The sequence below is a fragment of the Pseudoxanthomonas sp. G3 genome, assembly GCF_057654715.1.
The window spans coordinates 125,062-149,322 of record NZ_CM172805.1 but is presented as its reverse complement, the minus strand read 5'-3'; the positions used below and the strand labels follow the sequence as shown (position 1 = coordinate 149,322).

Below are 24,261 nucleotides of genomic sequence, written 5' to 3'. Positions count from 1 at the left end.
CCTTGCCTTTCATCCCCGCTCTCTCCTGCTAAAGATGGTGGTGCATCGTGTGGTGGTGTGTGTGCTCAGCCGCGCCCGTCCCGGGGCAGCACGGTCCATTCGAACCGGTAATCCCATTGGTCGAAGTAGAGGTTTCCGCCCCTCCACTCCACTTCGCCGCGCTGCAGGTCCACCGTCTCGGAGCGTTCGTGCTGCTTGGCGGGGATGAAGTCGCGCGCGTAGTCGTCGTTGACGGCGACGCGATAGGCGTCCAGGCCGCCGAGGTAGAACCAGCGCAGCGCCGGATCGTCCGAGGCCAGCTGGCCGGTGGTCACGTCCATCGGCACCCAGCCGTAGGGCGCCAGGTACAGCGCGCCCCAGTCGTGCATGGTGTCGTGGCCTTCGACGTCTTCGGAGTACGCCCAACCCGACTGCCAGCGCGCGGGAATCCCGTTCATCCGCAGCAGCGTGATCAGCAGCAGCGTCTGCTGTCCGCAATCGGCGTGTCCGGCGCGGAAGGCGTAGTCGCTGAGGTTGGTGATCGTGGAGTACTCGCGCGCACCTGCCCACGGGATGCGGTCCACCGCCGCGAACAGCTTCTGCGCGATGCGATAGGGATTCGTCTCCTCGCCGATCACCTGCGCGCTGAAGCGGCGCAGGTCGTCGCTGAAGACCACGTGCGGCGCGCGCTCGGCGACGAAGGGCGCGAGTTCCGGCGTGATCGTCGCCGGCACCACGCGATCGGGATCGATCGCGACATGGCGCGCATGCACGGTGACTTCATAGGTCAGCGAGAACGTCGTCGGCTGCCCCGCGACCGCGGGTTGCTCGAGGTAGGCGGTGCGCTGCAGCGCGCGCTCGGGCGCCACCTGCGGGCGCGCCGGCTGGCTCTCGACCAGCGCGATGGCTTCCTGCTGGCCGGCGATGGCGCGCGGATACGGGATCCATGCGCGCACCGTTTCGCCGGCGGGCACGGCATCGGGCTTCACCGCGATGCGGTGCGTGATGCGCACGCGGCGGGGCAGCGCGCTGGTGGAGGACGTCGCCTTCGCCACCTGCACCACGTCGCGGTGGTGGCGGTGAAGCGTTTCGTACGGGCCTTGCGTGAAGGGGCGCACCGGCGGCGCGCGCCGCGCGGCGGCCTCTGTGCTGAGGCGGAACAGGTTGGAGACGGACCGATTGAAGTAGCGCCGCTCGCCATCGATATCCAGGCGCTCGATCAGACCGGCGGCGTCCCAACGCTGGAACTCGTCCTCGCGCAGGTCCGGCACCTGGGCGCGGACGCGTTCACGCGCTGCAGCCGCGTCGAGACTGAAGTCTAGGCGGATCCGGCGCATGCGTTCACGCTGGAACTGCAGGGCCTGCGGGTCGGCGCCGCGGGTACCGCGCGTGGCGAGGGCCCGCCGGATGGCGGTCTCGGCCTCGAGGAAGCGGCCCTGGTCGATGTCGGCGACGATGGCCGCCAGCGGATCGCCGGCCACGGCCAGGCCCGGTGCCAGGAGTACCATCGGCCACCCGCCCGGGCACAGCCATGCGGCCAGCCGACGCTGTCGGCGCCCGCTGCGTACTGCAACCGTGTGCTGGCAAACGCTGGCATCCACGTCGAACAATCCCCCAAGCCGACCGGTCACGGTGATGTAACACGGCCTGAACATCAGGGTCAATAATTTATTCTTGATTTTTATTTTGGAAGAAATAAATATTCTTGCAGAACCGGCCCCGGCATGGCGTGATGTGCACGGGTGGACAGGGGCCATGAGGAAAGGGGCGCGGATGAACCAAGTGATGCAGCACAGGCCAGCCCGGCGGCCGGCCCGCCCAAGGGACCCTGTCCGCGCCCGGTCCGGCGCGTCCCTGCTGCTGGCCGCCTGGTTGCTGGCCGCGTGGCCCGCCTTCGCCCGCCCCGCCGATCTTCCGCGGCCGACGCATGCCGTCATCGGCGTTGAAGACCGCCACCTGCAGGCGACGTACTGGATCGACAAGCTGGTGCAGCCGCAGCACGCGATCCTCGACGCGGCCGGCGTCGCCGCGCAGAACCGGCAGATGGTCGAGGCCGACCGTCACGTCGACGACCTCGATGCTCTGCCCACCACGCTCACCGGCGATCAGGTCCGCGCATGGCTGGTGCCACTGTCGGCGCCGCCCACTCGCACGCTGTACGACGTGCAGGGCCGCGAGGTCTCGAAAGCCCAGCTCGCGTCCTTCGCCGACAACGCCGCCGTCGCGCGGGTCGCCGACACCGCGCAGGCCCGTTACGGCCTGGTCGTGCACCGCGCCGACCTGCGCACCTTCCCCACCCGTGAGCGCGTCTTCAGCAGCCGCGGCGACACCGATATCGACCGCTTCCAGGAGAGCGCGCTGTTCCCCGGCACGCCGGTCGTCATCGCGCACACCAGCGCCGACGGCGACTGGTACTTCGTGGTCAGCCCGCTGTATGCGGCATGGATCGAAAAGCGGTTCGTGGGCGAAGGCGCGCGCGACACCGTGCTCGGCTACGGCCGCGGCGGCCCGGCGCTGGTGGTGACCGGCGCCACCGCACGCACGGTCTACAACCCGGAAGAGCCCGGCCTGTCCGAACTGCAGCTGGACATGGGCGTGCGCGTACCGGTGCTTGCGGACTGGCCTGCCAACGCGCCGGTGAATGGCCAGCATCCGTACACCGCCTATGTGGTGCAGCTGCCGGTGCGCCGCGACAACGGCAGCCTGGCCCTGCTCCCCGCGCTGCTGCCGCGCACCGCCGATGTGGCCCCCGATTACCTGCCGCTGACCCCGGCCAACGTGCTGCGCCAGGGCTTCAAGTTCCTTGGCGAACGCTACGGCTGGGGCCACAGCTACAACAGCCGCGACTGCAGCGGCTTCGTGTCCGAGGTCTATCGCAGCATGGGCATCACCCTGCCGCGCAACACCAGCGCCCAGGCCGTGAGCCCGGCGCTGGAACGGGTAGGCTTCGACGCCTCGACCACCCACGAACAGCGGCTGGCCGTGCTGCGCACCCTGCAGGTGGGGGACTTGGTCTATATCCCCGGCCACGTGATGATGGTGATCGGCCACGACAACGGCACTACCTACACGATCCATGACACCACCGGCATCACCTACCGCGGCACCGACGGCACGCCCGTGCGCGTCCGGCTCAATGCCGTCGCTGTCACTCCGCTGGAGCCGTTGATGTTCAACAGCGAACAGTCCACGGTGGACCGCATCACCGCCATCCAGAGAATCCGTCCCCAAGGGGCTCCATGAAGATCACCGACATCCGGTTCGGCATGCTGCGCGTGCCGTTGAAGACGCCGTTCAAGACCGCGCTGCGCACCGTCGACACGGTGGAGGACATCGTGGTGATCGTGCACACCGACACCGGCCACGTCGGCTACGGCGAGGCGCCGGCCACGGCCGTCATCACCGGCGACACCCACGGCTCGATCATCGAGGCGATCGGCAAGTTCATCCGGCCGCGCCTGATCGGCCAGGACGTCGCCAACCTCAACCGCATCACCGACCTCATCCAGACCGCGCTGGAGCGCAACACCAGCGCCAAGGCCGCGGTGGAGATCGCGGTGTACGACCTGTGGGCGCAGCTCTACGACGCGCCGCTGTACAAGATGCTGGGCGGCGGCGACCCGGTGATCACCACCGACATCACCATCAGCGTGGACTACATCGACAAGATGGTGGCCGATTCGATCAGCGCGGTGGAACGCGGCTTCGAGTCGCTGAAGATCAAGGTGGGCAAGGACATCGGCCTGGACATCGAGCGCGTCAAGGCCATCTATTCGGCAGTGGAAGGACGCGCGCTGCTGCGCCTGGATGCCAACCAGGGCTGGACCGCCAAGCAGGCCGTATTCGCCATGCAGAATCTCGAGGACGCCGGCGTCGTGCTGGAGCTGCTGGAGCAGCCGGTAAGGGCACGCGACCTGGACGGCCTGAAGTACGTCACCGACCGCGTGCACACGCCGGTGATGGCCGACGAAAGCGTGTTCGGCCCCACCGAGGTGATCGACCTGATCAAGATGCGCGCGGCCGACATCATCAACATCAAGCTGATGAAGACCGGCGGCATCTCCAACGCCATCCGGATCGCCGACATCGCCTCGCTGTACGGCGTGGAGTGCATGATCGGCTGCATGATCGAGGCGGGCGTCAGCGTCGCCGCGGCCGTGCACGTGGCGGCGGCGAAGGCCAACGTGATCACCAAGATCGACCTGGATGGCCCGTCGCTCGGCCAGTTCAACCCGGTCGAGGGCGGCGTGATCTTCAACGAGTCGGAAATCACCATCACCGACGCGCCGGGCCTGGGCATCCGCGAGATCCGCGGACTCGAGCTGCTGCCCGGGTGACGGTGGCCGCCGGTCGCCGTTGTCAGGCCCACCCCGCCGCCTTCACACTGCCGCCATGACCACGCCCCTGGTGAAGATCCGTTCCGAGCGCGACCAGATGTCGGCCATCGAGCGCCGCATCGCCGACTTCATCCTCGACAACGCGCACCTGCTGCGCGACTACTCCTCGCAGCAGCTGGCCAGCGCCCTGGGCATCAGCCAATCGAGCGTGGTGAAGTTCGCGCAGAAGTTCGGCTTCAAGGGATACCCCGATCTCAAGTACTCCATCGGCGAGACCATTGCCCGCAACGGCAACGGGCAGACCGTGGCGCCCGTGGCGGCGATCGACGACGCCGGCGACGCCTACCTGCGGCTGCAGGAGCGGCTGCGCCTGAGCAAGGCGGCCGCGGAGGAGGAAACCCGCGCGCTGAACCCGCGCGCGCAGGTGGAAGCGATCGTCGGCCTGCTCGACGGCGCCGGCAAGGTCTTCGTCTGCGGGCTGGGAGACGATGGCCTGTTCGCGCGCGAGTTCGCCATGCGGCTCTCGCTGCTCGGCCTGCTGACCGTGCCGCATGCCGATCCCATCCTGATGATGGCCAACCTGTCGGCGGCACGGCCGGGGGATGTGCTGCTGGTGTTCTCCGAATTCGGCAAGCTGCCCGAGCTGTCGCAGGTCAGCCGCCAGTTCCAGGCGTGCGAAGGCAAGGTCGTGTCGATCACGCGGCACACCGCCAACCCGCTGCGCGCGCATGCCGACGCCGCGCTGGTGGTGTCCGCGCACGACCCCGAGCCGCACGTCGAACAGCTGCTGTACCGCTCGTCCCTGCAGTCGTTGCTGGATTTCCTGTTCGTGCTGCTGTGCCAGAACCCCGGCCGGCACCGCCAGCTAGCGATCAACCTCGAACGCATCCATCACCTGCTGGAGTCGTGATGCCCGTCCTGCCCCGCGTGTTCAGCCTCGTTCTGCTCGTCGTCCTGCTGGTTTCTTGCGTCAGCGCCTGCGCCACCCCAGCGCCGCTGCCGTGGCGCGACGCACGCCAGCTGGTGCTGGTGCTGACCGACGACTGGAACGCGACGCAGGGCACGCTGCAACGCTTCGAATGGAAGGATGACCAGTGGCGCGCCGCCGGTGATGCCGCACCGATTTCAGTGGGCCGCAACGGCGCCGCCTGGGGCCTGGGCCTGCATCCGGCGCAAGGCGACGGGCCGCAAAAGCAGGAGGGCGACGGCCGCGCACCGGCCGGCGTGTTTACCCTGGGCGAGGCCTTCGGCTACGCGGCGAAGGGCGAGACCGCGCTGCCCTATCGCGCCATGCAGGCCACCAGCTACTGCATCGACGTGCCGGACTCGCCGCTCTACAACCGCATCATCGACACGCGCGAAACCGGTGAGGCCGCCGCGAAGGGCTCCACCGAACCGATGCGCCTGGACCTGCACAACAATGGCGACCCGCGGTACCGCGAAGGCCTGGTGATCGGCCACAACGCCACCGCCACGCCGCGCGGCGGCAGCTGCATCTTCGCGCACCTGTGGCGCACGCCCGGCGAAGCGACCGCCGGCTGCACCGCGATGGCGGCCGAGACGATGGACGCGCTGTTCGCCTGGCTGAAACCTGCGGAACGGCCGGTGTTCGTCCTGTTGCCGCGCGCGGAGTACACGCGCCTGGCGCGCGACTGGCGGCTGCCGGAGACCGCACGATGAAGTGGCCCGGCGCCACCGCGCGCGTCCTGATCGGCCTGGCCGCGGGCGCCCTCGCCGGTCTCTCGCTGGCGCATTGGTGGCCCGCCTCCGCCGGCACCGCCGTCGCGATCGCCCAGCCGATCGGCAAGCTGTGGCTCAGTGGTTTGCAGATGACCGTCGTGCCGTTGGTGCTGTCGCTGGTGATCCTCGGCGTAGCCACGGCGAGCGATGCCGCCGCCTCCGGTCGCGTGGCGCGGCGCGCGATGGTGGTCTTCATCGCCGTGCTGTCGCTGTTCGCCGCGTACGCCGCCATCGTCGCCCCGCTGGTGCTGTCGGCGGTGCCGCCGAGCCCGGCGCTGACGGCGACGCTGCACGGCACGCTGCCCACCGCGGGCGCGATCGAGACGCCCGGCCTGGCGCAATGGATCGGCGCCATCGTGCCAAGCAACGCGATCATGGCGGCCGCGCAGGGCGCCATGCTGCCGGTGGTGGTGTTCGCGCTGTTCTTCGGCTTCGCGCTGACCCGCGTGGAGGCGGACCGGCGCGCGCAAATCATCACTTTCTGCCACGGCATCGCCGACACGATGATCGTCATCGTGCGCTGGATGCTGGTGGCCGCGCCGATCGGCGTGTTCGCGCTGGTGCTGGCGGTCTGCGCACAGGCCGGCATCGGCGTGATCGGTGCGCTGGCCGGCTATATCGCCCTGCAGTGCGGTATGTACCTCGGCGCCACGCTGATCTGCTATCTGCTTGTAGCGGTGTTCGCGCGGCAATCGCCGCTGGCGTTCGCCAAGGCGATCCTGCCCGCACAAGTGGTCGCGGCCAGCACGCAATCGTCGCTGGCCTCGCTGCCGGCGATGGTCGAAACCGCGCGGTTCCGCCTCGGCCATCCGCGTGCGGTGGCGGCATTGGTGCTGCCGATGGCGGTGACGCTGTTCCGCATCACCAGCCCCATCCAGTATGTGGTGGCCGCGTGCTTCGTCGCGTGGGCCTACGGCATCGACCTCAACGCGGTGACGCTGGCCGCCGGTGCGGCGCTGGCCGTGGTGATCAGCCTGGGATCGATCGGCCTGCCGGGCCAGGTCAGCTTCATGGCCACGGTGATGCCGGTGACGCAGTCGATGGGCCTGCCGATCGAACCGCTGGGCCTGCTGCTGGCGGTGGATACCATCCCCGACGTCTTCGCCACCACCGGCAATGTCACCGGCGACCTGACCGCGAGCAGCATCGTCGCGCGCCAGTCACCGGATGCGGTCGATGCGGATGTGGAAGGCCATCCGGGCGAGCCCTGACCCCGCGAAGGGTCGCTGACGCGTCACGCGTCGTGGTGTGCCTCCGGGGCGATGTCGCGCAGGCTGCGTGCGGGATAGCGCGTGGCACGGTAGCCCGCCAGTAGCCAGCGGATCGGTTCGGCCAGGTCGGGGTGCGGCGCCAGCGCTTTCAGCACGCCGTCCCAGATACCTTCGTGCACCCAGCGGGTGAAACGCACGTAGACGGTATGCCAGGCACCGTAGGCCGGGGGCAGGGAAACCCACGGTGCACGGCGCGTGGCCAGCCACAGGACCGCTTCGAGGAAGGCGCGCGTGCGTTCGCCGTTGCGGGCGCGGGCGCGTACCAGCGGGGGCAGGCAGTCGGCGACCAGCTGCCAGCGCGCGTCGTCCAACACGGGCGTCTCGCGCCCAGCCACTTTCTGCACGTGCATGTCGTCCATTGCCATCGCCGCCTCCATTGCGTGTGCGAATTCCCTTCGCTGCACAGATGAAGTCGTTCGCCGCCTAGTAATGAGGACATCGTCGACGCGAGGCGTCATTGCCGTTTCCGTCGGCGAGCGGGCGCTATCGCGAGGGCGCGGCGGCCTGCAGCGCGGCCCAGTCTTCCGGCGTGTTGCAGTTGCGGAGCACGGACTGCCAGGGCTGTGCCGGCAGCCGTGTCGCGTGCAGGCGTTCCTGCAATGCGCGCAGCGAACAGGCGCGGCCGCGGTGCTGCCCGATCTCGTCAACGATGGCGCGCAGGAGACCATCCACGCGCAGACACATCGGCAACGGATGGTCTTCCACATGGACGCAGCCGGCCTCGACGGCGCGCAACGCCGCCAGCAGGTCGGCGCTCAGCAGCGGCATGTCCACCGGCACCACGATCCACGTGCCGTCGCACAGGCGCGGCATCAGCTGCGCCAGCGCGCCCATCGGTCCGGTATCGGGGATGTCGTCGCGCACGCCGCCAACGTCGGGGCGATCTCCGCTGACGACGACCTCGTCCGCCCCCGCGTCGCGCAACAAGGTATGCATGTGGGTCAGCAAGGTGGCGTCGCCCCAGGGCAACAACGCCTTGTCGCGCCCCATCCGCGACGAGCGACCACCGGCCAGCACCACGGCGCGCCACGTCGACGGCGACATCACGCGCTGTCCCAGGGCAAAGGTTGCAGGTGCCCGTGGGCATGCACGTGCACGCGCGTGCCGGCCTCGACGCGCGCGGCGTCCGCCGGCAGGGTGATCCACACCGACGACTGCGAGAACGGCAGCACGCGGAACGAGGCCTGCGCCTCGCCGACGTGCGCACGCAGGCGCCCTTCCGCATCGCACCGCACGGTGCCGTGGAACGCCGCCATCAGGCCGGCGCGTTTGTCGCAGTCGGCCGCCAGCGGCAGGAGACGCGGTGTCTCGTCCGGCAGGCCCAGCCAGGCACGCAGCAGCGGTTCGACGAGGAAGCGCATCCCCACCGCCGTCGACAGCGGATTGCCCGGCAGGCCGACGAACATCGGGCCTTCCCGCAGGCGCACCGCCAATACCGGCTTGCCCGGGCGCATCGCCACGCCATGGAAGCGCACATCGGCGCCGCGCGCCTGCAGCGCGGCCGGGACGAAGTCGTAGCACCCCTTCGATACAGCGCCGGTGCTGAGTACCAGGTCCGCGCCGTCGGCCAGCGCGGCATCGAGCGCGGCCTGGAACACCGCCACGTCGTCGCCGACGCGGACGATGTGCGCCACCTCGGCTCCCGCCGCCATCAGCACCTGCGCGAGGTAGGGCGACGTCGCATCGTGGATGCCGCCGGCCGGGAGCGGTTCGCCCGCAGCGACGATCTCGCGCCCGGTCGCCAGCAACGCCACCCGCGGACGTCGCGCTACAGGGATGCGCTCGATCCCCAGGCCGGCAAGCAGCAACATCTGCGGCGGCTGGATCAGCGCGCCTTGGCGAAGAACGACCTGCCCGATCGCCACGTCTTCGCCGCGCCGGCGGATGTTGGCGCCCGAAGGCACGTCGGCCAGCAGGCGGACGTGCGCGCCTTCGGCGGCGATCTTCTCCACCGGCACGACCACGTCGGCGCGTTCCGGCAGTGGCGCGCCGGTCATGATCTCCCAGGCCGTGGCGTCGTCCTGCGGTGCAGGATCCCCAGCGCCGATGCGTGCCCCCACGGGCCAGACGCTGTCGGCCGGCGCGGTGCGGCCAACTGCGGCCAGGGCGACGCCGTCCAACGCGGCGTTGTCGAAGGGTGGCAACGCGACCCCGCTGGCCACGTCGTCGGCCAGCACGCGGCCGACGGCGCCGGCGGCGGCCACGATCTCCGTGCCCAGCCGGCCCGCCCCGTCCTTCAGTCTTGCCACCGCGTCGTGATACCCGATCAATCCCGCCTCCCGGTCCGCGGGTCCCGCGGCGGGCACCAGCCTAGTGCCGGCCCGCGCGGCTGCCAATTGCAGGCGCTCCGCGTACGGCCCGCGGAGCGCCATCGCCCGAGCTCCGGGCCTCGCCGATCGGGCTCGGAATGTCATGCGCAAGGCACTGCCATGCCATCGATGGCTTTCCGAGCCCGATCTTTCTCACATTGAGCCCGGCAGATCACACGCCGAATGCCATCGATGGGATTGGGAAAGCCAGCACCTCACTTTCCGAGCCCCATCCGCGAAGCTCCACGCCTTGCACATCGAGCTCCGCGTGCCATCGATGGCACGCGGAGAGCCATCGATCGCCCTCCAGAGCCCGACACCTCACATTCCGAGCCCCATCGTTGGGACTCGGCGCCTTGCGCATGGCGCTCGGAGCGCGATCGATGGGGCTTGGAGTCCCATGTCCTCACATTTACTCCGGACGGGTGGGGTGTTTCACCTTTAATATCGGGTGGGACGGCAGGGGGTGCCGGGAGAGTGCTGGCCAAGCATGGAGCTGTTTCGACTTCTCATCCTGATTCCCGTGGCCTTGATGTTCGGCCTCGCGGGCGCCGCGTTGCTGTTCCCGCCTCCCGGCACGCTCCTGAAATGGGATCGGAGGACCGGCTACTGGCTCTTCCACCGGGCCAGCTCGCCACAGCGCGGCCTGCTCGCGTCAGGCCCCTTCTACAAGGCCCTGGGGACGGTGCTCCTGGCGGTCGTGGTCCTGAAGGTGCTTCCGGATATTCTGAACTGACTTTGGCGCAATCAAAGGAGTTGTCATGGGCTACGAAGTCCACATCACCCGTAAGGCCGAATGGTCCGATGAAGAAGGCCCCGAGATCTCCCTGGAGGACTGGAAGGACTACATCGCGTCCGACCCGGAGATGCGACTGGATGGGTATGCGGAGGCGGCTACCTCGAACGGGGATATTGTCCGCATGGAGCTCGATGGCATCGCGGTCTGGACGGCGTATTCCGCACACGGCATCGACGGCAACATGGCATGGCTGTATCCGGGCGCCGGCGGCATCGTGGCCAAGAATCCCGACCCTGAAATCCTGGCGAAGATGTTCGAGATCGCCCAGGCATTGGGTGCGCGCGTAGTGGGTGATGAGGGCGAGGAGTACGGACCGGATGGCGATCCCGTCGTGCAGGACCTTGTCGAGGAACGTACACCGCGCAGCGGCGCCTCCAAGCGCCCTTGGTGGAAGATTTTCTGATGCGTCACGCGCTGCACCATGGCCGGTATCCACCGAAGGGGCCGAGAAAACTCTTCCCCATCCCTGGACCGGCTCAGGACATACCGTACGACGGTTCGATCTGCGCCACGCCATGAACACCTACCAACAATCCGACCTCATCGATGAACTCGTGAAGATGTTTCCCGAGTTCCATGATCAATGGGAAAAAGACAACGAAGACGAGGCGTTTCCTTGCGCCAGTCTCCACGGCGTCTACCAGTCCCTCTGCCCTTCCTCACGAGGCTCCAGCCGACGCAGAAGCAATGGCAGCGGTTGGCGGATCACCTCAGTGCGGCGGTGGAAGCGGGAGGCGATCGGGAGAACGCGGCTGATACCTGTGTGCTCGAGCATCTCCACCAAGTGAAGCTCAACCGGATTCTCCGTCCCCTGCTGAGCAAGGAAGCGCGGTTGTATGTGCGGCGCTGATCATTCGTTGAGTCCACGTCGCGAGCTACAGGACACGCCATGAAGCAGCAGGTCATTTTCATCGATGTCGACGACACCCTTGTCCGGACGGTCGGGACGAAGCGCATCCCGCTGCCCTCCGTCGTGCAGCGCGTCAGGGAGCTTCACGAAAAGGGGGCTTCCCTGTACCTCTGGAGCTCCGGAGGCGGCGACTACGCCCGGGCGTCGGCGGTAGAACTGAACATCGACGACTGCTTCGTCGCCTTCCTCCCGAAGCCGGACGTCTATCTGGACGATCAATCGGTCGAGGACTGGCGCTACTGCCGACATGTGCTTCCGGGAAATGCCAGTGATGTGTAGAACAAGAGGTTGGGCTGAGCAACGCGTAGCCCAACAGGTGCGCCAAGTCGGCGACGAGGCGAGAAGCCTTATGACAAACGAAGATTGTGCTGTTTGGGTTTGCAAGCTCACCCTAACCCATGAACTAGCCATGCACGGGAAGGAAGTTGCATGAAGCGCCGAAGTACTGGGCGCGACCCGACGACAGCGGAGCTGCAGGAAGCGGAACGGGTCCTAGGGCTGACCGAGACGCAGCAGGCAGATCATCCGTCCGCAGTGGCGGCGGACCCGCGCGCGCTGGCCCACATCAACACGTATGGCACGCTGCCACGCTATTTCCTGGATCGACCTTTCACGTGCCGCACTTGCGGCAAGCGGGAGATCTGGAGGGCCGTCGACCAGAAGTGGTACTACGAGACGGCGAAAGGCCACATCGATGCCAAGGCGGTGAAGTGCCATGCCTGCCGCATGAGCGCCCGGGAGGCGCGAGTAGACCCCCAGTGAGGCATCGAGAAACGCAGAGTCCACGGTGCGACAATGCGTCGCAGCGGGTAAGGGCCGCGGGCTGATCTGGATCAAGGCGCAGGCATCGGGCGCGTGATGACATGGGCACACCGACGCTTCCGTTCGATCTGCCCAAGGACCTCCCGATGACGCTTTCCCGCCCCTTCGTCACCATCGCCCTGCTCAGCGCCGCCGGCATGGCGCAGGCGGCCGGCCCCTGCACCGTCAGCCTCAAGGGCGACGATGCGATGAAGTTCGACGTCAAGGAAGCCACAGTCTCCGCCGGCTGCCCGACCATCACCGTCGAGCTGACGCACACCGGCAAGATGCCGATCACCGCGATGGGACACAACGTGGTGATCGCCAAGACCGCGGACATCGCCGCGATCGCGCGCGACGGCATGAAGGCCGGCGCGGCAGGCGCCTACGTGCAGGTCGGCGATGCGCGCGTGGTCGCGCATACCTCGCTGGTCGGCGGCGGACAGAAGACGAAGATCACCTTCCCCGGCAAGAAGCTCACCGTCGGCGGCGATTACAGCTTCTTCTGCAGCTTCCCCGGCCATGCCACGCTGATGAAGGGCAAGCTGGTCGTCACCAAGTAAGCCGGCCCGATGCGTCGGCCCAGACCGGCGCATCCGCTTCAGGCGCTTGCGGTGGAAGACGTCGCCCACGCACGCGGTCAGTCGACTTCGTCATGCCAGTGCGCCGATATCACGCCTGCACCTGCCGAAAGTTCCCCTGCCGACCGGTTAATTCATGTACTGGTCAGTTTGATATTCAGGGCTTGTTGTGAGGTGCGGCGGATACTGCGCCCACCGTCGCAATGCATCGCGACGGACACACAACAACAAAACAGAAAGGCGTTCCCCATGAAGAAGTCCTTGCTTGCCCTGACCCTGCTGGCTGCCGCTCCGTTCGCTGCTTCGGCTGCCGAAGGCGTGTCCTACAACTACGTCGAAGGTGGCTACACCGCGACCAATCTGAGCGACGGCCTGCCGGATGCCGACGGCTGGGGTGCGAAGGGTTCGGTCGCCATCGCTCCGAACTTCCACCTGTTCGGTGAATACACCACGCAGGAGTTCGACAACACCAACGTCGACCTCGACAACTACAAGTTCGGCGTGGGCTACAACCACGAGATCAGCCAGCGCATCGACCTGCTGACGCGCGTCGCCTATGAGCGGTACAAGGTGCCGGGCGACCACCTCAACGGCTACAGCGCCGAAGTGGGCATCCGCGGCGCGATTGCGCCGAAGTTCGAAGGCTATGCCACCGTCGGTTACGAAGACGGCAGCGACTTCGACGGCGACTACTACGGCCGTCTGGGCGCGCAGGTGAAGTTCAACCAGAACTGGGGCCTGAGCGGCGACGTGAAGTTCGCCGACAACGACACCCAGTGGTTCGTGGGCCCGCGCTTCACCTGGTAATCCGCAGGTCTGCTCCCCCGCGACGCGTCCCTCTCTCCCCGCGTCGCACCCAGCCCGGCCCTTGTGGCCGGGCTTTTTATTGGGCGCATGAAAAAGCCCGGCGGGTGAGGCCGGGCTTGTTCGTGGGGTCGCGTGGGATTACTTGAACAGGGTTTCCGGATACTCGGGCTTCTGTTCGCGCGACAACAGGTGCTGCAGGCCATCGCGTGGCGTGAGGTCGCCGTGCAGTACGGCGCGCACGGCGCTGGAGATCGGCAGATCGATGCCGTGGCGGTCCGCCTGGCGCATGACCTCGTCCGCCGTCTGCACCGATTCGACCACCTGGCCGATCTCACGCACCGCGTCCTGCAGCGACTGGCCGCGCCCCAGCGCCAATCCCAGGCGGCGGTTGCGCGACAGATCGCCGGTACACGTCAGCACCAGATCGCCCAGGCCAGCCAGGCCCATCAGCGTTTCCGGCTTGGCGCCGATGGCGGCGGACAGGCGCAGCATCTCGTTGAGGCCGCGGGTGATCAGCCCCGCGCGCGCGTTGAGGCCGAGCTGCATGCCATCGGCCACGCCGGTAGCTACGGCCAGCACGTTCTTCATCGCGCCGCCGAGTTCGGCACCCACCATGTCGTCGCCGGTATAGGCGCGGAAGGCCGGGCCATGCATCACGTCGGCCACGGCCTGTGCGAACACCGGGTCGGCGCCGTGCACGGTCACCGCCGTGGGCAGGCCCAGCGCGACCTCCTTGGCGAACGACGGGCCGGTGACCACGGCCAGCGGCACGTCCGGGCCGAGGATGTCTTCGGCCACTTCGTGCAGGAAACGGCCGGACCCGGTCTCGAAGCCCTTCGTCGCCCACGCCACGCCGGCATCGGCCGGGCGCAGCGGCGCCAGCTTGTGCAGTGTTTCGGTGAAGGCGTGCGAAGGCACCACGACCAGCACCTGGTCGGCCCCTACGAGCGAGGTCTCGAGATCGGTAGTCGCGCGCAGCGTGAGCGGCAGCGGAATGCCAGGCAGGTAACGGGTGTTTTCGTGCTGCGTGTCGATCGCCTCGGCGACGGCCGCGTCGCGGCCCCACAGGGTGACCGCGTGGCCATGCCGCGCCATCAGCGCGGCGAGCGCCGTACCCCAGGAACCGGCCCCGAGCACCGCGATCTTCAGCGGTGCGCCTGGTTGCAGATCAGTCATCTGTCACCCCTGCGCGAAGCGTCGCCGCCCTGACGGGCTTGTGGCGCACGGATCAGGCGTTGCCTGCGGGTTCCGAGTTGGCGAGGGCCGCGTCGCCACCCTGCGCAGCGCGCTGGCGCAGCGATTCGGCGTACAGCGCCTCGAAGTTGATCGGCTGCAGGAAGAACGGCGGGAAGCCGCCGGCCTGCACGAGGTCGCTGACCAGCTGGCGCACGTACGGGAACAGGATGTTCGGGCACTGCGTGCCGAGCAGCACGTCGACGGCCTGCGGGTCCAGGCCCACCAGACCGAAGATGCCGGCCTGCTGCACTTCCGCCACATAGGCGGTCTTGTCGCCGGCCTTGCAGGTCAGGGTCACGGCCAGGACGACTTCGTAAGCGTTCTCGCCCAGGCGCTGGACGCGCTGGTTGAGGTTGAGCTGCAGCTCGGGCTGCACGTTCTCGGTGTAGATCGCCGGGGCGCCGGGCACTTCGAAGGAAACGTCCTTGACGTAGATCTTCTCGACAGTGAAGGCAGGGCCAGCGGCTTCGGCGGACGCGATCGCGCCGTTGGTGGTCTCGTCGGACATTTCGAACTCCGGAATTTCGGGATTGATGCGGTGAATGGGAGATTATGGCATGGCGCCGGAAGCGGCCCGGTTCAAGGGGCCGTTCCGGCCACGCGGCTCAGCGGCCCTTGACCAGCGGCAGGTCGGCCTGCTGCCAGGCGGCGACGCCGCCATCGAGCCAGTAGACCTTCTCGAAGCCGGCCTTCTTCAGGCGCTTGGCCGCGCCGGCGGAGGCCTGACCGTTGCGGCAGACCAGCACCACGGGCTGGGACTTGGCGCCGGCCAGCAGCTTGTTGTCGGGGTCGAAGCTGCTCGGCACCAGGTTGCGGCTGCCGGCGATGTGGCCCTTCTCGAAATCGTTGCTCGCCGACAGGTCCACCACCAGGGCATTCTCGCTGTTGACCAGCTGGGTCAGCTCGGCCGGGCGCAGGGCCTTGTAGCCGCGGAACAGGCGCGAGATCTCGGTGTACACGATCGCGACCGTCAGGCCGACCAACGACAGCGACAGGATCTGGTTGAAGGACGAACGGGTGGCGAAGGCCAGGATTTCTTCGAAATTCACAGGGTTGGCGACCGTGGAGCGGGCGGCGATTGTCGCACAGGACGCCCCGCCGGGCGCCGGGCCGCTACTGGCCCTTCCAGAGATCCGGTAACCCCACCACCAGCCACCAGCGCTTGGCGTCGGGGTCCCAGCGCCAGCGCTCGATGTAGCGCTCGGTCCGCTCCGCCATCGTGTGCTTGTTGATGACACGCAGTTCGACGACGCGTTCGACCGTGCCGTCCGGCCCGCTGCGGGTGGACAGGTCGCGATAACCCGAAATCTGCACCTGCTTGTAACGCTCGAACTCGAGGTCGCTGATCGGGTTCGCTTCGCGGTACGCGGGATCGACGCCTTGCCAAGCGTTCTCGAAGTCTCCCCAGCGGATCGAGGCCGCGTACGCGTCCTGCACCTGCTGCAGCTTGCCGCGCTGCATGCGGCCCTGCGCGCTGGCCGACGCCATCACCGCCAGCAGCCCGGCGACCCACAGCATTCTCGCGATCATCCGCATGGCACCCCTCCCGTTCCTGGCCCGCATGCTACCGCTTCGCGATGGCCACGAAGCGCCCGCTGAGCGTGGTGGCCAGTCCGCCTTCAGGCAGCAGCACCTTGGCTTCCACCTGGATCCGGGCGCGGCCGCGCTGGACCAGCGTGTCGATGAAGGTGTCCCACGACTGCCCGTCGGCGAAGGCCGCCTCGGCAACGAGATCGCCGTACAACGGAGCGAGGTAGCGGATCTGGCTGTCGGCCACGTAGACCTCGGCCTTCAGGCCGGCCAGGCGCAGCTTCAGCGTGACCAAGCCCCACCCGGCGACGGTCATCAACGAGGTCAGGCTGCCGCCGAAGGCGTTGCCCTTATCGTTGACGTTCGCCGACAGCGGCGCGGTCAGGCGCAACGCCTCGCCTTCCATCCCCGCCACGTCCACCTGCATGGCCGCCACCGGCGGCATGCCACGGCAGTACTCACGCAATTCCTGCAGGGCTTCTTCCAGACTCATCGCTCATAATCCGCGCATGGGACATCCAACGCCGCCGGCATGGTACGTCATCTCGCTGCGGCCCCAGGGCGGTCACGCCGCGCTTCGCCGCGCAGCGCGACGGCACGGCGCAGGCCTGCTGGCGTTGTCGCCGTGGCGCATCCAGACCCGCGACGACCCGGCCACGCGGCAAGCGCTGCGCGACGCGCTGGCCTGCCCGCGCGTGCTGTTCACCAGTCCGGCGGCGGTCGCGGCCGCGCAGGCGCTGCAACCGCTGCACGCGCTGCCGGAGCAGCGCTGGCTCGCGGTCGGTGCCGGCACGGCGGCGGCCCTGCGGCGCGCAGGTGTTCCGGCTTCCGCGCCACGCCGCATGGACAGCGAAGGCTTGCTGGCGATGCCGGCGCTGCAGGACGTCGCAGGCGCGGACATCGGCTTCGTCACCGCCCCGGACGGCCGCAACCTGTTGCTGCCCACACTGCAGGCGCGCGGCGCCCGCTTGCATCGCGCCGAGGTCTACCGCCGCGAACCGGTCGCGCTTCCGCCGCGCGCGCTGGCCGCCCTCGCCGCGCTTGATCGACCCGCCTGCCTGCTGCTGAGCAGCGCCGGCGCGCTGGAACAGGTGCTCGCGCAGCTGCCTCCCGCCGCCGCCACGCGCTTCCGCGACGCAGGCGTGGTGGCCGCCAGCGCGCGCCTGGTCGACGCCGCCCGCGCGGCGGGCTTCCGCACGGTGGTGCAGGCGGAGGGTCCGCGTCCGGCGCAGTTGATGAAGAGCGCGTCGACCGTCATGGCCCCCCGCATCCGTTAGCATTTGCGGCAGCCATCACGGTTCTGCCTGCCCGAAGGACGCCTGCGTGAACGATGTGTCGCCCACTCCACCCCGTGCCGCCAGGACGCGTCGCCTGATCGTGGCGGTGCTCGTGCTGATCGTGGTCGGCATTGGCGCGTGGCGCGGCTGGGCGTGGTGGCAGGCCCGTTCGACGCAGGAACGCACCGCGGCCTCGGAGACGGCGCTGCGGCTGGAAGCGCTCGAATCGCGCGCCGACGCATTGCGCCGCGACCAGCGTGCGCAGGCGCAGCGCCTGCTCGATGCGGCGGCGACCAACCGCGTCCTGCGCGACGAAGTTTTGGGTCTCGGCCAGCGCGGTGCCTTGCTGGAAGAAAGCGTGGCCAAGCTGACCGACCCGAACCGCCACGGCGCGCAGGCGCTGCGGCTGGACGAAGTGGAGTTGCTGCTGTCGCAGGGCTCGCAGCGGCTGGAGATCGCGCGCGACCTTGACGGCGCGAAGCGCGCCTACGCGCTTGCTGCGGGCGCGCTGGACGGCATCGACGACCATCGCCTGCTGAACCTCAAACAGGCGCTCGCGCAGGAACGCGCCGCGCTGGATGCGCTGGGTCCCGGCACACAGGCCGAAGGCAATGCGCGCCTGGACGCGTTCGTGAAAACCCTGTCGGCCTTGCCGCGTGATGCGCATGCGGCGCAGGGCGGCGACATGCGCCATCGCCCGACCTGGCAGCGCCTCCTCGCCCCGTTGGTCGACGTGCGCCCGACCCGCGACACCACCTTGATCGCACCGGCGGAACGCACGGCGGCGGACGCGGCGCTGCAGATCGAAATCAGCCTCGCGCGTGCCGCCCTCGAGCGCGAGGACGATGCCGCCTATCGGGCTGCACTCGATCGCATCGGAACCTGGCTGCCCCGGCTGTGGCCGGCATCGCCCGCGCGGCAACAGGCGAGTGCGCAACTGCAGGCCTTGCGGCAGGCGCCTGCACCCGCCAAACCCGCCGTGTTCGGCACGACGCTGCAACAGTTGCGTGCGCTGCGCAACGCCGGCGTGCGCCTGCGCCTGCCCCCCGCGCCCGAGATGGCGCCGGAAGCTCCGGAGGTGACCCCATGAAATCGTTCCGCACCGTGATCCTGCTGCTGGCGCTCGTGCTGCTGGGTGCGCTCGCCGCGCAGTGGATGGCAGGCACCGACCGCGACCTGGGCGAGGTGTTCGTCCGCTTCGCCGGCTACGACGTGCATACCAACGTGCCGCGCGCTGCGCTCACATTGGTGCTGGTGGCGGCACTCGCATGGCTCGCGTGGCGGCTGCTCTCGCTGCCGTTCCGCGCCTGGAGTCGCCATCGCCGCAAGCAGGCGCGTGCACGCCTGATCGAAGGCCTGGACGCCTTGCACGGCGGACATTGGTCGAAGTCGGGCAAGTTGCTAGAGCGCGCCGCCGAAGACGATGAAGTCGGTACCATCGCCCGTGTCGGCGCCGTGCAGGCCGCCGCCGCGCAAGGCGACGACGCCACCATGCAACGCCACCTCGATGCACTGCGCGAACGTTCAGCGGTTGCGCACGCGTTGGCCGCCGCGCAGCTCGCCCTCGCCGCCGGGCGCGCACGCGACGCGCTCGACCTGCTGGATGCCCCGACCGTGCAGCCGCTGCCGCCGCGCGGCCTGGCCTTGCGCGCGCAGGCGCTCACCGACACCGCGCGTGCGTACGAGGCGTACGGTCTGCTGGGCGCGTTGAAGCAGCAACAGGCGATCGCACCGGCCGCGTTCGACGCGCTGGAGCAGCGACTCGCCGCACAGTCGTTGCAAGAAGCAGCCGATGCCAACGCATTGGCCGAGCGCTGGGAGACGTTGACGAAGGCGCTACGCGTACAGCCCGCCGTGGTCGCGGCGTACGCCGAGCGCGCGGCCGCATTGCGCTGGGAAGACGCGGCGACGCGCAGCATCGAACAGGCGCTCGAGGCGCGCTGGGACGAAGGCCTGGCAGCGCTCTATGGCCGCCTGCCCATCGGCAAGCTGGATTCGCGGCGCGCCAGCGCGCAGCACTGGCTGCAGGCGCATCCGGCCAGCCCGGCGCTGTTGCTGACGCTCGGTCGACTGGCTCGCCTCCAGGGCCAGTGGCCGCAGGCGCAGGAGTTCCTGCATCGCGCGATCGCGCAGGGAGCCGGCGCCGAGGCATGGGAAGAGCTGGGCGAAGGCTTCAACGCCGCCGGCGATACCGCGCAGGCGCAGCAGTGCTACGCCAATGCGTTGAAGGCCGCGCGGGCGGAGGCGCCGGTCGTGCTGCCCGGGCGCGACCTGCGGCAGACGATCCACGACGAGGCCGTCGTCGAGGATCGCGACGCGCACGGACTGCCCCGCCTGCGCGACTGACGCCCGTTATGACGCCGCGGGGCGCGGATGCGTCTTGCGCCAGCGGCGCCAGCCCACCACCGCCGCGACCACCCCCAGCCACAACGGCCACAGCGCGGCCAAGGCGATGACGATATCCAGCGCGGCACGCCAGCCGACCGCCAGCGACTCGCCGAGGCGGGAGAAGAAGCCCGGCCCGTTGTCGCGGAACACCGCATCGACATCGACCCGTTCCGCACGCCGCACCTGCGCATCCTGACGCAGCGACAGGGTGATCGTGCTGAAGGCGACGCGGTCCTCGAACTGCTTCTGCGCAATCAGCGCCTCGTCGCGGTTGGCGCGCGCCGCACCACGCGACTGGATCGCGTCGGTCTTGTCGGCAAGCTTGCCTCCCACCTGCACCGCGTCGCCCAGCTCGCGCTGCTCGTCCTGCGCGCGCTGGCTGGCCAGCTGCTGGCGCAGCAGGTCGAACTGCGCATCACGGGCCGAGAAGCTGCGCCGATCAAGGAATTCCATCTGCGCGGCGACCGCGCGCAGGAACGCCTGTGTGCGCTCGCTGGGCACGCGCACGGTCAGCTGGCCCTGCAGGCTGTATTCGGTCAGTTCCAGACGCTTGCCCGGCGCCAGCGGCCGGCTCAGCACGCGCTGGACTTGCGACGAGATCTCGTTGTCGACGACGAATCCGCCTTGCGCAGCGACTTCATCCTCGATCGCCAGCGCGGTGCGGTAGACATCCACCACCTGGAACTGCGCCTGCGCGGTGCGGATGAAACGGCGCTGCGGATCGATCTGGCTCGTCACGTCCGACGCCATCTGCGACGGATCGACTCCCGGCCCTTGCAGCGCCGGCGAGGCCGCGTTCTGCTGTCGAGCGGCGGCGGTGGCGGTGTCGGAAGGAGCTTCGGCCAACAACGGAGCGCCCGCGGCGTCAGCACTCGACTCGGCAGCGGCCGCGGCCTCCCGTTCGGCCATCTCGTGCTTGCTGCAGGAAGCGATGAGGACAGCAAGAGCCAACAGCGGAACAACGCGGTACATCCTGTGCAGGCGCATGGAAACTCCGAAGGCAGCGTGGCGATGGCCGGCGGTGCCGGCCCGACTACCAACGCCTGGCATGGCCCACCGGGGTTGGCCGCATCATTCCATGGCCGGATCGGTCCCCGCGAGGGGTGGCGCAGCGCGCGCAAGACCCGTGTGACAATCGGATCGCCTGCCCTTCGGTGATCCGCGATGACCCGATTCCTGCGCGCCGCATTCCTCCTCGCCCTGCTGGCCACCGCCGCCGTGCAGGCCAAGACGCCGGTAGCGACCGGCGCCGGCGGGGGCGCGGCGACGATCAGCGAACAGGCCACGCAATCGGCCATCGACATCCTGGACCGGGGCGGCAACGCGGTCGATGCCGCCGTCGCCGCGGCGGCCACGCTCGGGGTGACGGATCCCTTCAGCTGCGGGATCGGCGGCGGCGGTTTCATGCTGGTGTACCTGGCGAAAGAGCAACGCGTGGTCGCCCTCGACCATCGCGAGACCGCGCCGGCCGACGTGACGCCGGCGCTGTTCGTCGAAAACGGACGGGAAATGGATTTCGATACCGCGGTCGCCAGTGGCCTGTCCGTGGGCGTGCCCGGCACCGTGCGTGGCTGGGACGACGCGTTGCGACGCTACGGCACGATGTCCTTCGAACAGGTGCTGGCCCCTGCCATCGCCGTGGCGGAGCGGGGTTTCATTGTCGACGCGAATTTCTCGGGCCTGATCGCGCGCAACGAAGGCAAGTTCCGCCGCTTCCCGGCCACCGCGGCGCTGTACCTGCGCGACGGCAAGGCGTTGCCCGCCGGTACGCGCCTGCGCAACCCCGATCTCGCACGCACCTATCGCCTGCTCGCGCGCGAAGGCGTGAATGCGTTTTACGCGGGCCCGCTCGCGAACGCGATCGTCGATGCGGTCAACCGTCCGCCAACGGCGAGCGGCGTCTCCGTGCGTGGGGGCCGCATGACGCTGGCGGACCTGGCCGACTACCAGGCTCGCGTGCGTGCGCCATTGCGTTCTCGCTATCGTGGCTACGACCTCTATGGCATGCCGCTGCCGAGCAGTGGCGGCGTGACCGTGTTCGAAGCGCTCAACATCCTGGAAGGCTACGACTTGAAGGCGTTGCCGCGCGTGCAGGTGGAGCATCTCTATCTGGAAGCGAGCCGCCTCGCCTTCGCCGATCGCGATGCCTACCTGGCCGATCCGGAGTACGTGGATGCGCCCGTGGCCGGCCTGCTCAGCGAGGCCTACGCGGTGCAGCGGCGCGCGCTGATCGATCCCGCCCGTGCGGCGCCCGGTCCGGTCGCCGCGGGCGATCCGTTCGCCTTCCAGCAGGATGCGAGCTATCCCTTGCGCCCCGCGCCGCGCGTGCTGCAGCCGGAGAGCACGCACACTACGCACCTGACCGTATCCGACAAGGACGGCAACGTCGTCGCCTATACCTTCACCATCGAGGACTGGGGCGGCAGCGGCATCGTCGTGCCGGGTTACGGCTTCCTGCTCAACAACGAGCTGACCGATTTCGATTTCACCGCCCCGCACCCGAACGTGCCCGAAGGCGGCAAGCGCCCGCGCAGCAGCATGACGCCGACGCTGGGGTTCAAGGACGGCAAGCCCGCGTTCTCGATCGGCAGCCCGGGCGGCTCCACCATCATCACCACGGTGCTGCAGACCCTCGTCAACTACATCGACCTGGGCCTGCCGATGGACCAGGCCATCGACGCGCCGCGGCTATCGCAACGCAACGGCGCCGTCACCGATATCGAACCCGGCTTCGCCGGCAGCGCGCAGGCCAAAGAGCTTGTGCGCCTCGGGCAGCGTTGGTCCGACCAGGCCGAGGAAATCGGCGCCGCGAACGCGCTGGTGTTCCATCCGGATGGCACGGTGACGGCCGTCAGTGAAGGGCACCGCCATGGGATCGGCAGCGCGCAGGTGCAGGCGCCCGCGCGCTGATCCCGCGCAAGCTCAACGCTCGATGATCGCCACCACGCCCATGCCGCCGGCGGTGCAGATCGAGACCAGCGCGCGGCCACCGCCGCGCTGCTTCAGTTCCTTCGCCACGGTGGCAACGATGCGCGCACCGGTGGCGGCGAAGGGATGGCCCGTCGCCAGCGAGGAGCCGTTCGGATTCATCTTCGCCGGATCGATCTTGCCGAGCGGCGCATCCAGGCCAAGACGGTTGCGGCAGTAGTCCTCGCTCTCCCACGCGCGCAGCGTGCACAGCACCTGCGCGGCGAAGGCTTCGTGGATCTCGTAGATGTCGAAGTCCTGCAACGTCAGGCCGTGGCGCTTGAGCATCTCAGGCACGGCCACCGTGGGCGCCATCAGCAGGCCTTCGCCGTGCACGAAATCCACGGCCGCCACCTGGGCGTCCTTCAGATAGGCCAGCGGCTCGTGGCCGTGCGCCTTCGCCCATTCATCGCTGGATAGCAGCACGGCCGCGGCGCCATCGGTCAGCGGCGTGGAGTTGGCGGCGGTCAGCGTGCCGCGGCCGGAGGTCTTATCGAACGCGGGCTTCAGCGTGGCCAGTTTTTCCAGCGAGGTATCGGGACGCAGGATGTTGTCGCGCTCCAGGCCACGGAACGGCGCGATCAGATCATCGAAGAAACCGCGCTCGTACGCGGCGGCCAGTTTCTTGTGCGAAGCGACCGCGAGTTCGTCCTGCGAATCGCGCGAGATGTTCCATTCCTTCGCCATGTCCTCGCAGTGGTCGCCCATGCTCTTGCCGGTGCGCGGCTCGGCCACACCGGGGAACTCGGGCTTCAGTTCGCTGAACTTGAAGCCGCTGACCAGCGCCTTCAGCTTGTCCTGCGTGGTCTTGGCGCGGTTGGCGGCCAGCAGGCGCGCGCGCAGCTTCTTGCCGTAGACGATCGGCACTTCGGAGGTGGTGTCCGAACCGCCGCCGATGCCGGAGTCGATCTGGCCCAGCGCGATCTTGTTGCCGATGTGGATGATCGTGTCCAGGCTGGTGCCGCAGGCGCGCTGCAGGGTGATGCCAGGCGTCAGCGGTGACAGGCCGGAGGACAGCGCCGCTTCGCGGCCGAGGTCCAGTCCGACGAATGCTTGATCACGGCGCCCATCGCCACTTCGCCCAGCTGCTGGCCGTGCAGGCCGAAGCGCTCGACCAGCGCGCCCAGTGTGCGCACCGACATCCCCAGGTTCCCCACATCCGCGTAGGCCGTGTTCTGGCGGCAGAACGGAATGCGGACGCCGCCGAGGATGGCGACGGGGCGGGGTGCGGGCATGGGGACCTCTTTGCGGATGGCGACGACGGGAGGGTGAAGATGCGCCTGCGTACGGCAGGCATAATGGGGGAGTGTAATGCGCCCCTCCATCGCC

At 68.7% G+C, this 24,261-nt stretch carries 26 protein-coding genes and 1 pseudogene; 16 read left to right on the top strand and 11 right to left on the bottom strand.

The window, feature by feature from the left end:
- Window positions 1-65: 65 nt before the first annotated feature.
- Entirely contained in the window at window positions 66-1,487 is a 1,422-nt protein-coding gene (locus AC23D6_RS00740; protein ID WP_487750952.1) for a transglutaminase-like domain-containing protein, read from the bottom strand.
- Between the two features lie 265 nt (window positions 1,488-1,752).
- Between AC23D6_RS00740 and AC23D6_RS00735 the strand changes: the two genes are divergently transcribed.
- The 5 genes from AC23D6_RS00735 to AC23D6_RS00715 are packed head-to-tail and all read left to right on the top strand — an operon-like array spanning window position 1,753 to window position 7,267.
- Window positions 1,753-3,222: a C40 family peptidase gene (locus AC23D6_RS00735; protein ID WP_487750951.1), complete on the top strand. Its 1,470-nt coding sequence runs from the start codon at window positions 1,753-1,755 to the stop codon at window positions 3,220-3,222.
- Window positions 3,219-4,316, top strand: coding sequence for a dipeptide epimerase (locus tag AC23D6_RS00730; protein ID WP_487750950.1), 1,098 nt, complete (start codon window positions 3,219-3,221; stop codon window positions 4,314-4,316). The genes AC23D6_RS00735 and AC23D6_RS00730 overlap by 4 nt, the downstream gene beginning before the upstream one ends.
- A 55-nt stretch (window positions 4,317-4,371) precedes the next feature.
- Window positions 4,372-5,226, top strand: coding sequence for a MurR/RpiR family transcriptional regulator (locus AC23D6_RS00725; protein WP_487750949.1), 855 nt, complete (start codon window positions 4,372-4,374; stop codon window positions 5,224-5,226).
- Window positions 5,226-5,996 carry a L,D-transpeptidase family protein gene (locus AC23D6_RS00720; protein WP_487750948.1) on the top strand — a complete coding sequence of 257 codons (771 nt, stop codon included), beginning with the start codon at window positions 5,226-5,228 and terminating at the stop codon, window positions 5,994-5,996. Before AC23D6_RS00725 ends, AC23D6_RS00720 begins: the two co-directional genes overlap by 1 nt.
- The gene (locus AC23D6_RS00715) at window positions 5,993-7,267 is read left to right on the top strand and encodes a dicarboxylate/amino acid:cation symporter (RefSeq protein WP_487750947.1); all 1,275 of its coding nucleotides are present in this window, start codon (window positions 5,993-5,995) and stop codon (window positions 7,265-7,267) included. Before AC23D6_RS00720 ends, AC23D6_RS00715 begins: the two co-directional genes overlap by 4 nt.
- Window positions 7,268-7,290: 23 nt before the next feature.
- On the opposite strand, the gene AC23D6_RS00710 is transcribed toward AC23D6_RS00715, so the two are convergent.
- The 3 genes from AC23D6_RS00710 to AC23D6_RS00700 all read right to left on the bottom strand — a co-directional run bounded on the left by AC23D6_RS00710 (window position 7,291) and on the right by AC23D6_RS00700 (window position 9,699).
- Window positions 7,291-7,692 carry a transposase gene (locus AC23D6_RS00710; protein ID WP_487750946.1) on the bottom strand — a complete coding sequence of 134 codons (402 nt, stop codon included), beginning with the start codon at window positions 7,690-7,692 and terminating at the stop codon, window positions 7,291-7,293.
- A 118-nt stretch (window positions 7,693-7,810) separates the two neighbouring features.
- Window positions 7,811-8,371 (bottom strand): molybdenum cofactor guanylyltransferase, encoded by a 561-nt coding sequence (mobA, locus tag AC23D6_RS00705; RefSeq protein ID WP_487750945.1) that lies wholly within the window; start codon window positions 8,369-8,371, stop codon window positions 7,811-7,813.
- A complete protein-coding gene (locus AC23D6_RS00700; protein ID WP_487750944.1) occupies window positions 8,371-9,699 on the bottom strand; it encodes a molybdopterin molybdotransferase MoeA in 1,329 nt (442 codons plus the stop codon). Before AC23D6_RS00700 ends, mobA begins: the two co-directional genes overlap by 1 nt.
- Before the next feature lie 427 nt (window positions 9,700-10,126).
- Between AC23D6_RS00700 and AC23D6_RS00695 the strand changes: the two genes are divergently transcribed.
- From AC23D6_RS00695 to AC23D6_RS00665, 7 genes are all read left to right on the top strand, one after another.
- The gene (locus tag AC23D6_RS00695; RefSeq protein ID WP_487750943.1) at window positions 10,127-10,372 is read left to right on the top strand and encodes a hypothetical protein; all 246 of its coding nucleotides are present in this window, start codon (window positions 10,127-10,129) and stop codon (window positions 10,370-10,372) included.
- Between the two features lie 25 nt (window positions 10,373-10,397).
- On the top strand, window positions 10,398-10,838 hold the full coding sequence (locus tag AC23D6_RS00690; protein WP_487750942.1) for a hypothetical protein: 441 nt from the start codon (window positions 10,398-10,400) through the stop codon (window positions 10,836-10,838).
- A gap of 112 nt (window positions 10,839-10,950) precedes the next feature.
- Window positions 10,951-11,223 (top strand): hypothetical protein, encoded by a 273-nt coding sequence (locus AC23D6_RS00685; RefSeq protein WP_487750941.1) that lies wholly within the window; start codon window positions 10,951-10,953, stop codon window positions 11,221-11,223.
- Between the two features lie 101 nt (window positions 11,224-11,324).
- Window positions 11,325-11,624, top strand: coding sequence for a DUF705 domain-containing protein (locus AC23D6_RS00680; RefSeq protein WP_487750940.1), 300 nt, complete (start codon window positions 11,325-11,327; stop codon window positions 11,622-11,624).
- Window positions 11,625-11,774: 150 nt separating this feature from the next.
- Window positions 11,775-12,107 carry a zinc-ribbon domain containing protein gene (locus tag AC23D6_RS00675; protein ID WP_487750939.1) on the top strand — a complete coding sequence of 111 codons (333 nt, stop codon included), beginning with the start codon at window positions 11,775-11,777 and terminating at the stop codon, window positions 12,105-12,107.
- Between the two features lie 146 nt (window positions 12,108-12,253).
- A complete protein-coding gene (gene azu / locus AC23D6_RS00670; RefSeq protein ID WP_487750938.1) occupies window positions 12,254-12,709 on the top strand; it encodes an azurin in 456 nt (151 codons plus the stop codon).
- Between the two features lie 267 nt (window positions 12,710-12,976).
- Window positions 12,977-13,534, top strand: coding sequence for an outer membrane beta-barrel protein (locus AC23D6_RS00665; RefSeq protein WP_487750937.1), 558 nt, complete (start codon window positions 12,977-12,979; stop codon window positions 13,532-13,534).
- 138 nt (window positions 13,535-13,672) lie between these two features.
- Here AC23D6_RS00665 and AC23D6_RS00660 read toward each other — a convergent pair whose 3' ends face one another.
- The 5 genes from AC23D6_RS00660 to AC23D6_RS00640 form a co-directional block, all read right to left on the bottom strand.
- The gene (locus AC23D6_RS00660) at window positions 13,673-14,710 is read right to left on the bottom strand and encodes an NAD(P)H-dependent glycerol-3-phosphate dehydrogenase (protein WP_487750936.1); all 1,038 of its coding nucleotides are present in this window, start codon (window positions 14,708-14,710) and stop codon (window positions 13,673-13,675) included.
- Between the two features lie 52 nt (window positions 14,711-14,762).
- Window positions 14,763-15,278, bottom strand: a complete 516-nt coding sequence (gene secB, locus AC23D6_RS00655; protein ID WP_487750935.1) for a protein-export chaperone SecB — start codon at window positions 15,276-15,278, stop codon at window positions 14,763-14,765.
- 97 nt (window positions 15,279-15,375) lie between these two features.
- Entirely contained in the window at window positions 15,376-15,819 is a 444-nt protein-coding gene (locus tag AC23D6_RS00650; RefSeq protein ID WP_487750934.1) for a rhodanese-like domain-containing protein, read from the bottom strand.
- Between the two features lie 64 nt (window positions 15,820-15,883).
- On the bottom strand, window positions 15,884-16,306 hold the full coding sequence (locus tag AC23D6_RS00645; RefSeq protein WP_487750933.1) for a hypothetical protein: 423 nt from the start codon (window positions 16,304-16,306) through the stop codon (window positions 15,884-15,886).
- A 28-nt stretch (window positions 16,307-16,334) separates the two neighbouring features.
- Window positions 16,335-16,793 (bottom strand): YiiD C-terminal domain-containing protein, encoded by a 459-nt coding sequence (locus tag AC23D6_RS00640; protein WP_487750932.1) that lies wholly within the window; start codon window positions 16,791-16,793, stop codon window positions 16,335-16,337.
- Between the two features lie 16 nt (window positions 16,794-16,809).
- On the opposite strand from AC23D6_RS00640, the gene AC23D6_RS00635 reads away from it, so the two are divergent.
- From AC23D6_RS00635 to AC23D6_RS00625, 3 genes are read left to right on the top strand one after another with little or no spacing between them, the layout of a single operon-like run.
- The gene (locus AC23D6_RS00635; protein ID WP_487750931.1) at window positions 16,810-17,577 is read left to right on the top strand and encodes a uroporphyrinogen-III synthase; all 768 of its coding nucleotides are present in this window, start codon (window positions 16,810-16,812) and stop codon (window positions 17,575-17,577) included.
- 46 nt (window positions 17,578-17,623) lie between these two features.
- Window positions 17,624-18,667 carry a uroporphyrinogen-III C-methyltransferase gene (locus tag AC23D6_RS00630; protein WP_487750930.1) on the top strand — a complete coding sequence of 348 codons (1,044 nt, stop codon included), beginning with the start codon at window positions 17,624-17,626 and terminating at the stop codon, window positions 18,665-18,667.
- A complete protein-coding gene (locus AC23D6_RS00625; protein ID WP_487750929.1) occupies window positions 18,664-19,923 on the top strand; it encodes a heme biosynthesis HemY N-terminal domain-containing protein in 1,260 nt (419 codons plus the stop codon). Before AC23D6_RS00630 ends, AC23D6_RS00625 begins: the two co-directional genes overlap by 4 nt.
- Before the next feature lie 6 nt (window positions 19,924-19,929).
- Here the strand turns inward: AC23D6_RS00625 and AC23D6_RS00620 are convergent, their stop codons facing one another.
- Window positions 19,930-20,952, bottom strand: a complete 1,023-nt coding sequence (locus tag AC23D6_RS00620) for a DUF4349 domain-containing protein (protein ID WP_487750928.1) — start codon at window positions 20,950-20,952, stop codon at window positions 19,930-19,932.
- 177 nt (window positions 20,953-21,129) lie between these two features.
- Between AC23D6_RS00620 and ggt the strand changes: the two genes are divergently transcribed.
- Entirely contained in the window at window positions 21,130-22,875 is a 1,746-nt protein-coding gene (gene ggt / locus AC23D6_RS00615; protein ID WP_487750927.1) for a gamma-glutamyltransferase, read from the top strand.
- A 12-nt stretch (window positions 22,876-22,887) separates the two neighbouring features.
- Here the strand turns inward: ggt and AC23D6_RS00610 are convergent.
- Window positions 22,888-24,167: pseudogene (locus AC23D6_RS00610) on the bottom strand (acetyl-CoA C-acetyltransferase).
- Window positions 24,168-24,261: the final 94 nt, after the last annotated feature.